Raw genomic sequence first — 14,357 nt, 5'->3', positions numbered from 1 at the left:
ATAGTATGGCGGTTTCGGATAGTCGGGAGAGTGCGATGGCAGGTCCGCTGGCGGGACTCAGGATCATCGAGATGGTCGGCCTCGGGCCGGCGCCGTTCTGCGCGATGATGTTCGCCGACATGGGCGCGGAGGTGATCCGTATCGACCGGCGCCGCAGCGGCGCCAGCGTGGTCGTCGAGGAAATGCGTTTCGACGTCACTGCGCGCGGACGCCGTTCGCTGGCGATCGACCTGAAACAGCCGGGCGCCACCGACATCGTCCTGGACCTGGTGTCGCAGGCGGATGCGCTGATCGAAGGATTTCGTCCCGGCGTGATGGAGCGCCTCGGCCTCGGCCCCGACGCCTGCCTCGCGCGGAATCCGCGCCTGGTCTACGGGCGCATGACCGGCTGGGGCCAGGAAGGGCCGCTGGCGCACGCGGCCGGGCACGACATCAACTACATCGCCCTCTCCGGCGCGCTGCATGCGATCGGCAAGGCCGGGGAGCCTCCCGCGGTGCCGCTCAACTACATCGGCGACTTCGGCGGCGGCGCGATGATGCTTGCCTTCGGCGTACTCGCGGCCATGCTCTCGGCCGGCCGCACCGGCAAGGGCCAGGTGGTGGATGCGGCGATGACCGACGGCGCCGCCTTGCTGTCCGCGATGATGTACGGCTTCCGCGCCGCGGGCACGTGGAGCAATCGCCGCGGCGAGAACCTGCTGGACGGCGGCGCCCATTTCTATGGCACCTATGCCTGTGCCGACGGCAAGTACGTCGCCATCGGCGCCATCGAGCCGCAGTTCTATGCGCTGCTGCTCGAGCGTTGCGGGATCGACGACCCGGCCTTTCGCGCACAGAACGACCGCGGCGCCTGGCCATTGCTCAGGCAGCGTCTTGCGGACCTGTTCCGGACGCGGACCCGGGCCGAATGGTGCACGCTGCTCGAAGGGACGGACGCCTGTTTCGCGCCCGTGCTCGACTGGGACGAGGCGCCGCGCCATCCGCACAACGTCGCGCGCCAAGCCTTCGTCGACCTCGACGGAATCATCCAGCCTGCGCCGGCGCCGCGCTTCAGCGACAGCAGGCCGGACACGCCGTCGCCGCCGGCACAGCCGGGCGAGCACAGCGCCGCGATCCTGCGCGACTGGGGTATCGACGCCGGGCGGATTGCCGCACTGCAGAACGCCGGTGTCATTTGAGCACCGCCCGGACAGTTTTCAACGAACAAAGGAGACAACAATCATGGCCGAAGCTTATATCGTCGCTGCGACAAGGACCGCCGGCGGCCGCCGTGGCGGCCGCCTCTCGGGATGGCACCCGGTGGACCTGGCCGCGGGCGTGCTGGACGAACTGGTCGCCCGTGCCCGTATCGACCCGGCCGCGGTCGAGGATGTGATCATGGGCTGCGTGAGCCAGGTCGGCGAGCAGTCGACCAACATTGCGCGCAACGCGGTGCTGGCCTCGACGCTGCCGGAATCGGTGCCGGGCACATCGGTGGACCGCCAGTGCGGGTCGTCGCAGCAGGCGCTGCATTTCGCGGCACAGGCCGTCATGGCCGGCACGATGGACGTGGTGATCGCCGCCGGCGTGGAGAGCATGACGCGGGTGCCGATGTTCAGCGCGAGCGCGCTGCCGCGCAAGAACGGCATGGGCTACTACATGAGCCCGCGCATCCGGGCGCGGTATGACGGCATCGAGGATTTCAGCCAGTTCGTCGGCGCCGAGATGGTGGCGCGCAAATACGGCCTGTCACGGGATGCACTCGACCAGTATGCGTGGCGCAGCCACCAGCAGGCGATTGCGGCCACCCGCGAGGGCCTGTTCCGCGACGAAGTCATGGCGGTCCAGGCGCGTACTGCCGATGAAGGCGGAGCCGGGAACGGTGAATTGCATACGGTGGACGAAGGCATCCGCTTCGACGCGTCGCTGGAGGGCATCCGGGGCGTCAAGCTGCTGCAGGAGGGCGGGGTGATCAGCGCCGCCAACGCCAGCCAGATCTGCGACGGTGCCAGCGGCGTCATGGTTGTCAGCGACAGGGCACTGAAGACCTTCGGCCTGCAGCCGCTGGCGCGCATTCATCACATGTCCCTGCTCGGGCACGATCCGGTGATCATGCTGGAAGCGCCGATTCCGGCCACCCTGCGCGCCCTGGAAAAGGCCGGCATGAAGATCGACGACATCGACCTGTTCGAGGTGAACGAGGCCTTCGCTTCGGTACCGCTCGCGTGGCTGCAGGCAACCGGGGCGGACCCGGCGCGGCTGAACGTGAACGGCGGCGCGATCGCGCTCGGCCATCCGCTCGGCGCCTCCGGCACCAAGCTGATGACGACGCTGGTCCATGCCCTGAAACACCGCAACAAGCGCTACGGACTGCAGACCATGTGCGAAGGCGGCGGCATGGCCAACGTCACGATCGTCGAACGCCTGTGACCTGCTGAAAGGGAGCCGTATGGCATCGATGAAGTCGCTCCAGCTCCTCGCCCGCAGCCGCCGCCACCCCTGCGCCTTTCTGCTAATCGTGCAGATCCTCGGCATGCTCCTCTACCCGATGATAGAAACCACGCCTGCCGGGCATGTCGCCTTCAACCTGTTCGGCATCGTGGTGCTCAACCTGACGGTGTACATGGTGCGGCGCACCCCCGGACTGGCATGGATCAGCGCCAGCATCGCGGTACCTGTCACGGTGCTGCTCCTGCTGCAGATGGTCTTCAGCCTGCCGCAACTGGTGCCATGGTCGGCGGGGCTGGAGGCCCTGTTCTATTTCTACGCGGCGGGCAGCCTGGTGGCGTACATGATGGGCGACCGGCGGGCGACCACCGACGAACTGTTCGCGGCGGGCGCCACGTTCACGCTGCTGGCCTGGGCCTTCACCCATCTGTTCGTGCTGATACAGGCATTGCAGCCGGGTACCTTTGCCGCCGCCGTCAATCCGGAGGCCGCGCGCACCTGGACCGAACTGAACTACCTGAGCTTCGCGCTGCTCTCGAGCACCGGCATCGGCGACGTGATCCCGCTCAGCCCGCAGGCCCGCGCGGTCGCCTCGGTCGAGATGTTCGTCGGCCTGATCTACCTCGCCGCGGTGGTGGCGCGCCTGATCGGGTTCACGGTACAGGCGCCGCAGCGATGAGGGGCGCCTTCAGCCCGCGAGGGCGCGGATGACGCGACAGGGATTGCCGGCCGCGAACACGTCTTCCGGTATGTCCTTCGTCACCACGCTGCCCGCGCCGATCACGCTGCGGGCACCGATGGTCACGCCGGGACAGACCACCGCGCCGCCGCCGATCCATACGTCGTCGCCGATCACGATCGGCTTGCCGCCTTCGAGGCCGCCCCTGCGCTCTGCCGCGCGCATCGGATGCGTCGCGGTGTAGATCTGTACCGCCGGGCCGAACAGCACGAAGCTGCCGACATGCACCGGCGCCACGTCCAGCACCACGCAGTTGAAGTTCATGAAGACCTTCTCCCCAAGGGTGATGTTCGTGCCGTAATCGCAGTAGAAAGGGGGCTGGATCAACGCGTCGGTGTCGCTGCCCAGCAGTTCGGCCAGCAAGCGTTGCCTTTCCTGCAGCTGGTCCTCCCGTGTCGCATTCATCTGCAGCAGCAGGTCGCGGGCGCGACGCCGTTCAGCGACGAGCTGCGCGTCGTTCGGATCGTAGAGCTCGCCGGCGAGCATCTTTTGCTTCTCGGTCTTCATGGCAGGGGCAAGTGATGGGCGTGCCGTCATTGTCCCCAGCCATGCCCGTGCGCGGCCTTGTGCCCGGTCAAGCAGCCTGCCGATACCTGTCGGGGCGCGGTAAAGGCGGCGGGGTTGCGCTCAGGTTGCGCGGCTGGTCCGGAATGCCTGCTCCGCGCACTCCCGGATGAAGTCGGCCGTGACGTCGGGCTGCGTTACCGGCAGCATGTGTCCGCCGTCAACCACTTTCAGGCGCGCGCCCTGCACCTTCGCGGCAAGCGCGTCGCCGTTCGCCCGCCAGTCGAGGATGCGGTCGCCGCGGGCGAACAGGATGCCGACCGGCGTCCGCAGTTCAGCGTAGCGGGCCGCAATGGCGGACAGGCGCAGCGGAACCGCCTGCAGGTCGCGCGACGCAGCGATGAAATGGCTGGGACGCAGTCCGAGCAGGCCACCGCCACGCGTGCCGAAATCGGCGGGCACCGGCTCGGGTCCGAACACCTGGTCGAGGACGGCGTGCCGTCCGGCGATGGACCCCGGAATCGCCAACGTCCATGCGAAGACCTTGCGCAGGAAGGGCGATGCAATGGTCAGGGCGCGGAAGGCCGCGGGCGGAGCATCGTCTTCCGGCGGATGCGTCAGCGGCGCGACCAGGGCGAGTCCGGCGACATGTTGCGGATGCTCGACGGCCAGCGTGAGGGCGATGGCGCCGCCGAGCGAATGCCCGGTGACGAGAGCCGGTCCGAGTTGCAGCGTGTCGATCAGGCTGGCGATCGATGCTGCCTGGGTAGACAGGTCGGCCGGGGTCGATGCGTCGCGCACCGAGTAACCCGAGCCCGGCCGGTCGATCGCGACAACCCGGTATTCCCGCGCGAGTTGTGATGCCACGCCGTAGGTGTAGTGGCGCATCTGGCCCGCCAGTCCGTGGATCAGCAGTACGCCGGGCCCGCTGCCCTGTTCGGTGACATGAAACCGCACGCCGGCGGCATCGACAAAGCGGCCTTGCGGCGGCATGCCGGCCTCCACCCGCCGGGCGGTCCACCAGGTGAACAGCGCCAGGCCGGCCGCCCCGGCCAGGACGAGCATGGCCATGATTGCCGCCGCCGTCAGAATGATGCTCATTGCTGGACTCCCTTCTTCAATAGTTGCCAGTAGCGGACCGGCGCCAGGCGTTCGATCAGCGACACGATTTTCGCATCGGTCCCGACCAGGATCCGTGCCTTGTCCCGCTCGATGCCGCGCACGATGATCTCGCCTGCCTTTTCCGCCGGCATGCGCAGCATTTTCTCGGTCAGCGCCTTGCGCTTGCGCACTTCCTCCTCCGGCACGCCGGCCGGGGTCCGCGCGCTGCGTGCGATCGAGGTGGCGACGCCGCCCGGATGCACGACGGTCACGCCGACGGTAGAACCTTCCAGCTCGTGACGCAAGGCATTCGAGAATCCGCGTACCGCGAACTTGCTGGCCGAGTATGCAGCCTGGCCCGGCGGCGAAACCAGGCCGTAGAGACTCGAGACATTGACGATGCGCGAACTGCTGCCAGCGTGCAGGTAGGGCAGGAAGGCACGCGTCATGCGTACCACGCCGTTGAAATTGATGTCCATCAGCCAGTCGAAATCCGCCTCGCTGACCTGCTCGAAGTTGCCGCCCAGCGCGACCCCGGCATTGTTCACCAGCACGTCGACGCGGCCATGCGCCGCGTTCACGACGGCCGGCAGCGCGCGCACCGATTCGCGGTCTGCCACGTCAAGGCGATGCGTGCTGACGCGCGCGCCCGCGGCCTTGGCCAGGGCCGCCGTCTGCATCAACCCGCTGTCATCGATGTCGGCCAGCGCAAGGTGACAACCTCGGCGCGCGAGCGAAAGGGCAGTGGCGCGGCCAATGCCGCCGCCTGCGCCCGTGACGACCGCCACCCTGTCTTTCAGATTCATGGCATGGCTCCCTTGGCGCCGAAGCGCATGACGCCGTCGGCCACGCGGCCGAAGCGGATGGCGACGAGGTCCTGCAGGTAGTTCTGGTACACCTGCCAGGGCGTGCGCGAACCTTGCTTGGGCAGCAGGTGCTGTGCCCGCTGCACGTAGCCCGAGGTGAAGTTGAGGAAGGGCTGCGGCGCGACGCCGGCTTCGCGCCGCGGCACGGCGATCGCCGCCCCGGTGCGGTCCATGTACTGCAGGAGGCGGCAGACATAGCCGGCGGTGAGGTCCGCCTTCAGCGTCCACGACGCGTTGGTGTAGCCGAACGCCATCGCCATGTTGGGTACGTCGCTCAGCATCATGCCCTTGTAGGCCATCGCCTCGTTCGGCACGCACGGGACGCCGTCCACGGTGAGGCTGACGCCGCCCAGCACATTGAGCTTCAGGCCGGTCGCGACCACCACGATGTCAGCCGGCAGCTCACGCCCGGACTGCAGGCGAATGCCGGTGCTGGTGAAGCATTCGATGGTGCCGGTGACGACGGAGGCGGCGCCCTTGCGGATCGCGCGAAACAGGTCGCCGTCCGGCACGGCGCACACCCGTTGGTCCCAGGGCTTGTACTGCGGCGTGAAATGGGTGCCGACGTCATAGCCCTGGCCCAGCTGTTTCGCCGCCATCTGCACGATGTAGCGCTTGAACGGCTCCGGTCGCTTGCGCGCCAGGCGGAAGAAGAACATGCCGACCAGCACGTTTTTCCAGCGGGTGAGGCTGTAGGCGAACCGTTCCGGCAGAACCCGCCGCAGTCCCTGCGCAATGCGGTCCTGCCCGGGCCGGGTGACGACATAGGAAGGAGAGCGTTGCAGCATCGTCACGTGCGCCGCCGTCTGTGCCATGGCCGGCACGATGGTGACCGCTGTCGCGCCGCTGCCGATGACCACGACGCGTTTGCCTGCGTAATTCAGCCCCTCGGGCCAGAATTGCGGCAGCACGAAGGTGCCCTGGAACTGTTCCTCGCCGGGGAATGGCGGGCGGTAGGCCTCGTCGTAGCTGTAGTAGCCGCTGCAGCTGTAGAGGAAGCGCGCGCGGACGGTGTAGCGCCGGCCGGATGCCAGGTCCTCGACGACGACCGTCCAGCAGGCCTCCTCGCTCGACCAGGCGGCACTCGCGACTTTCTGGCGGAAGCGGATGTGCCTCGTGATACCCGCTTCATCCGCGGTTTCCCGGATATAGGCGCGAATCGACGGTCCGTCCGCGATGGCCTTCGGATTGGTCCAGGGCTTGAACGCATAACCGAGGGTATACATGTCCGAGTCCGAGCGGATGCCGGGATAGCGGAACAGGTCCCATGTGCCGCCGATGGCGTCGCGTGCTTCCAGGATCGCGAAGCGCTTTCCCGGGCAGCGCTTCTGCAGCTGCCAGGCAGCGCCAATGCCGGACAGGCCGGCGCCGATGATGAGGACGTCGAGCATGTTCTCGGTCGAAGCTGGGGGAGTGATGGCCATGGTGGTCGCCGTGCGTGAAGTAATTTTGACACTGTACCTTGTCAATTGCGGTCTGACAAGAAGTCGTGTCAAAATAGCGCATGGCCGCCCGACCACCCACCCCTCGCCCTTATCGCGGCATGTCCCAGGATGAACGGCGCATGCTGCGCCGTCACAGCCTGATAGCCGCCGCCATCGCCGTGTATGGCGAGCGCGGGTACCGCAACGCATCGGTGAAGGCCGTGTGCGAAGCCGCCGGCCTGACTGAACGGTACTTCTACGAATCCTTCGCCAACAGCGAGGAGCTGCTGGTCGCGGCTTTCAATGCAGTGACCTATGCGGTGCATCGCGAAAGCCTGGACGCGGTACGCGGCATGCGCGGTCGCAAGCAGCGTGCGCGCGGAATGCTGCATGCGTACTTCTCCGCGCTCCAGCGGGAGCCGCATTCGGCGCGCGTGTTCCTGGTCGAGATCCGGGGCGTGAGCCGGGCGGTCGACGAGGCATTCGAACTCGCCCTGCGCGCGATCGCGCGCAGCAACAGCGAAGCGTTATCCCTGCAGGGGAACGGCAAGGATGAACTGTTGCACCTGGCAGTGCTCGGCGGCGTGATCCAGCTGGCGTCGAGCTGGGTCAACCAGGGCTACGCGCCGTCGATCGGCACGTTGACGGACACCGCGATGCGGCTGGTGCAGGTCCTGTTCACGCGGTAGTGACAGCACCGGCACGGATGCCCGGGGCAGGAGAGGGCGTTTCGCCGCCTCCATTACGTCCGCGCCATGCCGCCGGACGGCGCAAGGTTGACCCTGGCGTCCAGCTGCACATTCTCGCACTCGGACGCCATGCCATCCGGCGCCGGTGCCACGGCTCCGCGATCCGGGAATCATGTCCGCATGGCACTTGCATTTCTCGTCCAGGACGGGATTTTCTGCAGAAACTCTTATCTAGAACAAACAACGCTCGCGCTGCCGCGCTTAAGCTCTCGGCACGGCGGAGCCGCCCGCAAGCTTCATGCATTGTCACGCGCGGCGCCCTTGCTCCGGCGCGCCATTCCTGCGCGCCGCCTTTCCCAACCGGAAACCGAGAGGACCTATGCAGAGACGCCATATCCTGCGCGGACTCGCTGCGCTTGCCGCGGCGGGTTTTCATCCCCAGCTGCTCGCCGCAGCGGCCCGGCCACGCACCACGAAGTTCATCGGCGAAGCACGCCCGTTCGACTATGCCTGGCTGAAGGGAGAGGCACGCCAGCGCGCCGCAAGGGCTTACCAGCCGGTGCCGGACAGGGTTCCGGCGGACGTCGAGAAACTCGACTGGGACCAGTACCAGGCCATCCAGTACCGGGCCGATCATGCGCTCTGGAGCGACGATGCCGCGCGTTTCCAGGCGCGCTTCTTCCACCTCGGCCTGTTCTTCAGGACCCCGGTGCAGATCCACGAGGTGGTCGACGGCCGCGCACGCGAGATCGCCTACGACCCCGCCATGTTCAACTACGGGAAAAGCGGGCTCAACGCCGCCAAGCTGCCGAAGGATCTCGGCTTTGCCGGCTTCCGCCTCAACTTCCATACCGATCTGACGCGCGACGTCGCCGCCTTCCTCGGCGCCAGCTATTTTCGAGCGGTCGGTTCGGACTGGCAGTACGGCTTGTCGGCGCGCGGGCTGGCGATCGACTGCGGCATGGACCGGCCCGAGGAATTCCCCAACTTCACCCACTTCTGGCTGGAACGGCCGAAGAAAGAGGCGGGCAGGCTCGTGGTCTATGCGCTGCTCGACTCCCCCAGCATCGCCGGTGCGTACCGCTTCGAGATCGAGCCGGGGGCGACACTGGTGATGGATGTCGATGTCGCCCTTTACCCCCGCAAGACCATCGAGCGCCTCGGCATTGCGCCGCTGACCAGCATGTACCAGTTCGGCGAGAACGATCGGCACATTGCGGCAGCCAACGACTGGCGCCCCGAAATCCACGACTCGGACGGTCTGTCGATGTGGCGCGGCAACGGCGAGTGGATCTGGCGTCCGTTGACGAACCCGGCGCAGTTGCGGTTCAACGCCTACCAGGACGACAGCCCGAAGGGCTTCGGCCTGATGCAGCGCGACCGCGATTTTGACAACTACCAGGATGACGGCGTCTTCTACGACCGCCGGCCCAGCCTCTGGATCGAGCCGAAGTCGAACTGGGGCAGGGGCGCCATCCAGCTCGTCGAGATCCCCACCGTCGACGAGACATTCGACAACATCGTCGCCTTCTGGAACCCCGCCGAGAAGCCGCAGGCCGGGCAGGAGCTGCTGTATTCCTATCGTATGCACTGGGGCCGCCAGATGCCGGTCAACCCCTCGCTCGCCACCGTGGCGCACACCCGTACCGGTATCGGTGGCGTGGTCGGGCAGCCGCGCAAGCATTTCTCCTGGCGCTTCGTGGTGGACTTCGTCGGCGGCAATCTCAAGCTGCTCGGCAAGGATGCCAAGGTCATTCCCGTGGTGACTGCCTCCCGCGGGGAAATCGAACTGGCCTCCGCACGTCCGCTGGAGCATGTGCAGGGCTACCGCCTGATGTTCGACCTGCGTCCGACGGACAGCAACATGGCGCCGATCGACTTGCGCGCCTACATGACGGCAGGCGGTGCGCCGCTTTGCGAGACCTGGCTTTACCAATGGAGCCCGACCGGCGCGGACGTCGCGCAGCGCGGCTAGCGAAGCCGGGGCATTTGCACGACCTGCCGTGCGCGAGTATCCTTTCGCGCCGGCGCATGCAGGGTCGCATGGCACGCCTGGACACGCTGCCGCGACCCGTGAACGGTGCCGGCAGCTTCGGCTGCGGGAGCGAGGCCGCCCCGGCGCTCGCCCGGCCGCCAGTTCGCTCCGCATGAAAAAGGGAAAACGGAAATGCCCAGCTTTGTTCGTACCATCCAGACCATAGACGCACACACCGGGGGCGAGCCCCTGCGGATCCTGGTATCCGGCATGCCGCCGGTTCCCGGCAACACCATTCTTGAAAAGCGCGCGTGGTTGAAAGCCCACCGCGACGACCTCCGCCAGTTCCTGATCAACGAACCGCGCGGGCATGCCGACATGTACGGCGCCTACCTGTTGCCGCCGACGACGCCGGAAGCGGATTTCGGCGTGATCTTCATCCACAACGAAGGTTACAGCGACATGTGCGGCCACGGCATCATCGCCCTCGGCCGGGTGCTCGTCGAGATGGGGTACGTGGAAAGAACGACGCCGGTCACCCGCATCGGGTTCGACGCGCCGGCCGGCTTCATCGAAGCCCGGGTGGAATGGGACGGCAAGCGCGCCGGCGCCGTCACCTTCCGCAACGTCCCCTCTTTCATTTACATGCGTGACCTCGAAGTCGAGACGCCCACCTTCGGCCGCATTACCGGCGATATCGTCTTCGGCGGCGCCTTCTACTACTACATCAATGCCGCCCAGGCGAAGCTCGACATCGTGCCCGAGCGCGTCCGCCCCCTGATCCAGCTCGGCGCGGAGACCAAGGCCGCCGTCAAGGCCAAGGTGAAGGTCCAGCATCCGGTCGAAGCCGGCCTAGATGCACTGTACGGCACCATCGTCGACGGCGCGCCGAATCGCAAGGGCGTCGACCAGTCCAATGTCTGCATCTTTGCCGACAGGGAAGTGGACCGCTCGCCAACCGGAACCGGCACTTCCGGCCGCGCCGCGCAACTGTTCCTGCGCGGACAACTCGCCCTGGACCAGCCTTATGTGAACGGCAGCATCGTCGGCAGCAGCTTCACCGTGCGCGTGACCGGAACCACCAGGGTCGGCAACTACGATGCCGCCATCACCGAAGTGACCGGGACCGCACATATCGCCGGCTTCAATCAGTGGGTGCTTGAGGACGACGATCCCTTTCCCTCGGGCTTCTTCCTGCGGTGATCCGGGCCGGGGCGAGCGTCCGGGGCGCCAGTCGGCATCGCCGGACGCGTTTGCAGCATGCAGCTCCCGTTTCTGGCGTCGGAAGCACGCTCAGGAGCTCCGGTCGGCAGCGTGAGGCGATTCCTGCGATGGGAAACGATCGCCTCCTGCAGGGCTGCGGGCTGGTTCAAACCACAAGCCCGCAAAGTAACCCGGTGACATGGAACACAACCGCTGGTCGTGAGAAACCGCGATGCATTTAGCGGCAGAACCTCGCTTTTGTGCCAGTAGAGCCGCTGCAGCAAACCTGGACCGGTGCAAATAGTTCAACGTTTAGTGAGCTAGCAACTTTGCCAATCTTCAATTGGTTTATACGTATAATTGTTCTTATGTCAAATCTGCTGCGGAAGTTGCGCCGTGCAGCTCGCCGGCTGCTAAAGTCACCCAGGGCGCCTGCACTCGGCTAAGAAGTCCAGAATTTCCCGTTTAGACACGCCTGCCTCGAGCAGGCGTTTTTTATGCCTGGCAATGTTGCGGTAGTGCCGTCGCCGGGCCGCGTCATTGTAGCCGCGTCGCGTGTTCCTGATGAACCAGTAGCCGCGTCGGATCTCCCCCAGGCAGTGCTGTCTCTCCGCCTCTGTGAGCGGTTCCCATTCGAATAGCTCTAATTGCACGTGGGTAATGATATCGTGCCGTCGCGGCCCTCCGGATTTGCCTGCGGCAAGTCCTCCAGTGCCACTCCTACAGCCCGCAGGGTCGATACGACCCTGCCTTGGGTTATGACACGGCCCGTCTGCCTTACTGGAACCGAACAATATTCGACCTGGTCAGCTGCTTTTCGTAACCAGGTCGTCGATTTTGGCCGCGCCGGCGCAAATTTTATTTGGTCAGATCGCGATCGACGGAATGGTCTTCAGGAGCGAGGGGTTTTGCGTTAGAGCCTGCACTCTGTAGGCGCTGAGGCGATGGCAACCGCCTGAAAATCCGGCCCGACGCCTGAAGCGACGACCCGGTCTGAACTGGTTACCGCACCTGGTGACCTTCTCCCTGGGAGACCCGGATATTTCACCCCTTCGGGGCCGGCTTGACGTCATTTTCGTAACGCGTCACGATTACCACGCGTTGCAAATACCCTCTAACCGCTTACGATCTTCAACAGGACGGTCATAACCTGTGAGCTCTGACCAAGCAAGATAGCAACCAAAGGCCCAATTGCGTTTTTGACTGGCTGCGTGATAGTCACCGGAATCAACATTAGAACCCGCCTCCGCCATAAGCTCGGAAATTCGCTTTTCCGTAATTTCCGTGACTTGCGCGTATGTCCAACGTTTACCACCACCAGCATTCAACCGGCGCTCAAGCTCAACCGTGCGCTCCAACTGCGCGTCGTACATGCCGCGCCAGAAATCAACATCTTCATTATTCGTGACGTCACGGGTTTGGTTATTTTGCGTGACGTCACCGTTATTCGCCATTTGGCGGCGACGCTCCCGATACCGCTTAGCGCGCTCAGCTGGCGTCATTGCATCATCCTTGCGGGGACGGCCGCGACCACGCTTCGGCTGAGGCTCCTGCTGCTGAAATAAGTCGCTTTCACCACCAGGCCCATATTTACGGTTCAACCGCTCTACGATGGCCAAATCAGTCGCAACCTGTTTAGCCTTCAACTGCTTGCGCCGAGCCTTTTCAGCAGCTCGCTCACGCGGATCAGCAATCGTTCTCTCAGCAATGTAGTTACGGCCCATATATCCCCCTATCCAATGATTGCATTTTACGTGACGCGTCACGTTTATGCAATGTTTTTCGTGATGCGTCACATATATTTGCGCTATATGCGCGATCCGGTTTACTACTTTTCGTTATTTGCGTGACGGCGCGGATATTTCACCCCTTCGGGGCCGGCTTGACGCCGACACATCAGCGTCTGAGGGACACACAAACAGCGATCACAAACACAAACAGCAACAGCAGCTCGGCCGCCGATGCTGTGGCCACAGGTGCAGCCGGAATGCCTTCCGCCGCCATCCAGTCTGCCGGAATCACAATGCACCCCCGCGACCGCGTCGGCCAAGAACGCCATAGCCGTTCTCATCGCCCATCACTGCGACTGGTGACCTGTCCCGGGACTCTGCGCCCGAGATCGGCAGACGATCCTGCCTCGAAAGGTATTGCGCCGACTGATGCGCCCTATCGCGGTTCGCCTCGAACTCCTGGAAGTACCCGTTATGGGCAATGTCAAGGCAAAGGTTGTGCGGCACCTGAAGCTTGGTTGCCTGCTGCGTGTAGCACTGGCAACGAGAGCCAGAATGCACGCACGCCGCAGGCACCGGGACGTGCTCAGGCTTGGTCATCGCATCATACTTTGGAGCCGTGTGCGGCAGCCCATCGACCCGCGCCGTGTTCTCAAACGCATATTGCCTAGCGTCCTCCATCGGGTTCTGGTACCCAGCACCACGCTGCAGGCCGCCAAACGCAGGAGAAGCCCCTCCAGGGACGCCCGGCGCCGGCGCAGACGCAGCACTAGTCCGATCCTTCACCGACCCGTAGAAGCGCCAGCCAAGGACGCCAATAGCGATAGGCAGAATGACGAAGAGCACGATGACCCGGAACGGTATGTTCCGCTTGACCGTATGCACCTCGGCGGACTTGTAGTAGCTATACGCTTTCTTGTCGTACTTCCAGTGGTGTTTGATTGAATCAGCACGGCCGGAAGGCTTACCGCAGTTCTCCACAACTGCGTTCCACTCATGCAGAGTAGCCGCCGCCATACCGAATTTTCGTACCGCATGCATGTGACGACCGACGAGCCGACGCACGTTCGTATCCACCAGTTGGGGATGTTGCGTGATGATGAACAGGTCTAGGCCCTGGTGCCGGTGCGTTTCCAGCTTCGCGACGTATTCAGGCACGTTTGACCCGAACGACCGAGGCCGGAACAGCGTCTGGCACTCGTCCAGGACAATGATTGAACCGTTCGGGCAATCAAACCACTTTGCGGCATCGATTTCCGTCCAGGGCAGCATCAAATCCTTGATGCCGGAATAGAAGACCTGCCGCCCTTCCTTCTCCGCTAACGCCTTGACATACGAAAGCGTCCAGAGCGTCTTGCAGGCACCAGGCAGACCGGTGATGAGGGTGATCATGTCGTCTTCCTCACGATCATCGAAGTGATGGTGTCAGAGCCACCCATCTTAAAAGTCAGCGCCGCGACCCACGCGGAAAAGATCATCGTTATCCCCTTGTCCACCCAGAGGAAAGCGAGAAAGCCAAGCGCGTCGGCCGGCAGGCCAGACAGTGCGCCCTTCATCTGATCGAGCACCCACTCCCCCAGGTTGCCGACACCGGAAAAGGTCAGATACCCGATCCCGAGCGCAAGCAGCACTCGTCCGACAATAGACCCCGCGCCGGCCGCGAGACCCCCAAGTAATGCAGCTATCCAATGCGCCATGA

At 64.7% G+C, this 14,357-nt stretch carries 13 protein-coding genes; 6 read left to right on the top strand and 7 right to left on the bottom strand.

What is annotated here, in order from left to right; translation table 11 throughout:
- The first annotated feature begins 35 nt into the window (after positions 1 to 35).
- The 3 genes from VIM12_RS03205 to VIM12_RS03195 are packed head-to-tail and all read left to right on the top strand — an operon-like array spanning position 36 to position 3,106.
- Complete coding sequence (locus VIM12_RS03205; protein WP_331940172.1) at positions 36 to 1,178, top strand: CaiB/BaiF CoA-transferase family protein; 1,143 nt, start codon at positions 36 to 38, stop codon at positions 1,176 to 1,178.
- Positions 1,179 to 1,221: 43 nt separating this feature from the next.
- The gene (locus tag VIM12_RS03200; protein WP_331940171.1) at positions 1,222 to 2,409 is read left to right on the top strand and encodes an acetyl-CoA C-acetyltransferase; all 1,188 of its coding nucleotides are present in this window, start codon (positions 1,222 to 1,224) and stop codon (positions 2,407 to 2,409) included.
- A gap of 19 nt (positions 2,410 to 2,428) precedes the next feature.
- The gene (locus VIM12_RS03195) at positions 2,429 to 3,106 is read left to right on the top strand and encodes an ion channel (RefSeq protein ID WP_331940170.1); all 678 of its coding nucleotides are present in this window, start codon (positions 2,429 to 2,431) and stop codon (positions 3,104 to 3,106) included.
- Between the two features lie 9 nt (positions 3,107 to 3,115).
- Here VIM12_RS03195 and VIM12_RS03190 read toward each other — a convergent pair whose 3' ends face one another.
- From VIM12_RS03190 to VIM12_RS03175, 4 genes are all read right to left on the bottom strand, one after another.
- On the bottom strand, positions 3,116 to 3,703 hold the full coding sequence (locus tag VIM12_RS03190) for a sugar O-acetyltransferase (RefSeq protein ID WP_331940169.1): 588 nt from the start codon (positions 3,701 to 3,703) through the stop codon (positions 3,116 to 3,118).
- Positions 3,704 to 3,793: 90 nt separating this feature from the next.
- A complete protein-coding gene (locus VIM12_RS03185) occupies positions 3,794 to 4,771 on the bottom strand; it encodes an alpha/beta hydrolase (protein ID WP_331940168.1) in 978 nt (325 codons plus the stop codon).
- Positions 4,768 to 5,577, bottom strand: coding sequence for an SDR family NAD(P)-dependent oxidoreductase (locus VIM12_RS03180; protein ID WP_331940167.1), 810 nt, complete (start codon positions 5,575 to 5,577; stop codon positions 4,768 to 4,770). Before VIM12_RS03180 ends, VIM12_RS03185 begins: the two co-directional genes overlap by 4 nt.
- Positions 5,574 to 7,061, bottom strand: a complete 1,488-nt coding sequence (locus tag VIM12_RS03175) for an NAD(P)/FAD-dependent oxidoreductase (protein WP_331940166.1) — start codon at positions 7,059 to 7,061, stop codon at positions 5,574 to 5,576. Before VIM12_RS03175 ends, VIM12_RS03180 begins: the two co-directional genes overlap by 4 nt.
- Before the next feature lie 140 nt (positions 7,062 to 7,201).
- On the opposite strand from VIM12_RS03175, the gene VIM12_RS03170 reads away from it, so the two are divergent.
- From VIM12_RS03170 to lhpH, 3 genes are all read left to right on the top strand, one after another.
- Positions 7,202 to 7,750, top strand: coding sequence for a helix-turn-helix domain-containing protein (locus tag VIM12_RS03170; protein WP_331940165.1), 549 nt, complete (start codon positions 7,202 to 7,204; stop codon positions 7,748 to 7,750).
- A 379-nt stretch (positions 7,751 to 8,129) separates the two neighbouring features.
- Positions 8,130 to 9,725, top strand: coding sequence for a glucan biosynthesis protein D (locus VIM12_RS03165; RefSeq protein ID WP_331940164.1), 1,596 nt, complete (start codon positions 8,130 to 8,132; stop codon positions 9,723 to 9,725).
- A 192-nt stretch (positions 9,726 to 9,917) separates the two neighbouring features.
- On the top strand, positions 9,918 to 10,928 hold the full coding sequence (gene lhpH, locus VIM12_RS03160) for a trans-3-hydroxy-L-proline dehydratase (protein ID WP_331940163.1): 1,011 nt from the start codon (positions 9,918 to 9,920) through the stop codon (positions 10,926 to 10,928).
- Between the two features lie 1,091 nt (positions 10,929 to 12,019).
- On the opposite strand, the gene VIM12_RS03155 is transcribed toward lhpH, so the two are convergent.
- The 3 genes from VIM12_RS03155 to VIM12_RS03145 all read right to left on the bottom strand — a co-directional run bounded on the left by VIM12_RS03155 (position 12,020) and on the right by VIM12_RS03145 (position 14,355).
- The gene (locus tag VIM12_RS03155) at positions 12,020 to 12,652 is read right to left on the bottom strand and encodes a hypothetical protein (RefSeq protein WP_331940162.1); all 633 of its coding nucleotides are present in this window, start codon (positions 12,650 to 12,652) and stop codon (positions 12,020 to 12,022) included.
- A 294-nt stretch (positions 12,653 to 12,946) separates the two neighbouring features.
- Positions 12,947 to 14,050 (bottom strand): zonular occludens toxin domain-containing protein, encoded by a 1,104-nt coding sequence (locus VIM12_RS03150; protein ID WP_331940161.1) that lies wholly within the window; start codon positions 14,048 to 14,050, stop codon positions 12,947 to 12,949.
- Complete coding sequence (locus VIM12_RS03145; RefSeq protein ID WP_331940160.1) at positions 14,047 to 14,355, bottom strand: DUF2523 domain-containing protein; 309 nt, start codon at positions 14,353 to 14,355, stop codon at positions 14,047 to 14,049. The genes VIM12_RS03150 and VIM12_RS03145 overlap by 4 nt, the downstream gene beginning before the upstream one ends.
- Positions 14,356 to 14,357: the final 2 nt, after the last annotated feature.

Source organism: Noviherbaspirillum sp., assembly GCF_036563305.1.
GTDB lineage: Bacteria > Pseudomonadota > Gammaproteobacteria > Burkholderiales > Burkholderiaceae_D > Noviherbaspirillum.
The sequence above is the reverse complement of the archived record's forward strand: the minus strand, read 5'-3'. Positions and strand labels throughout refer to the sequence as shown.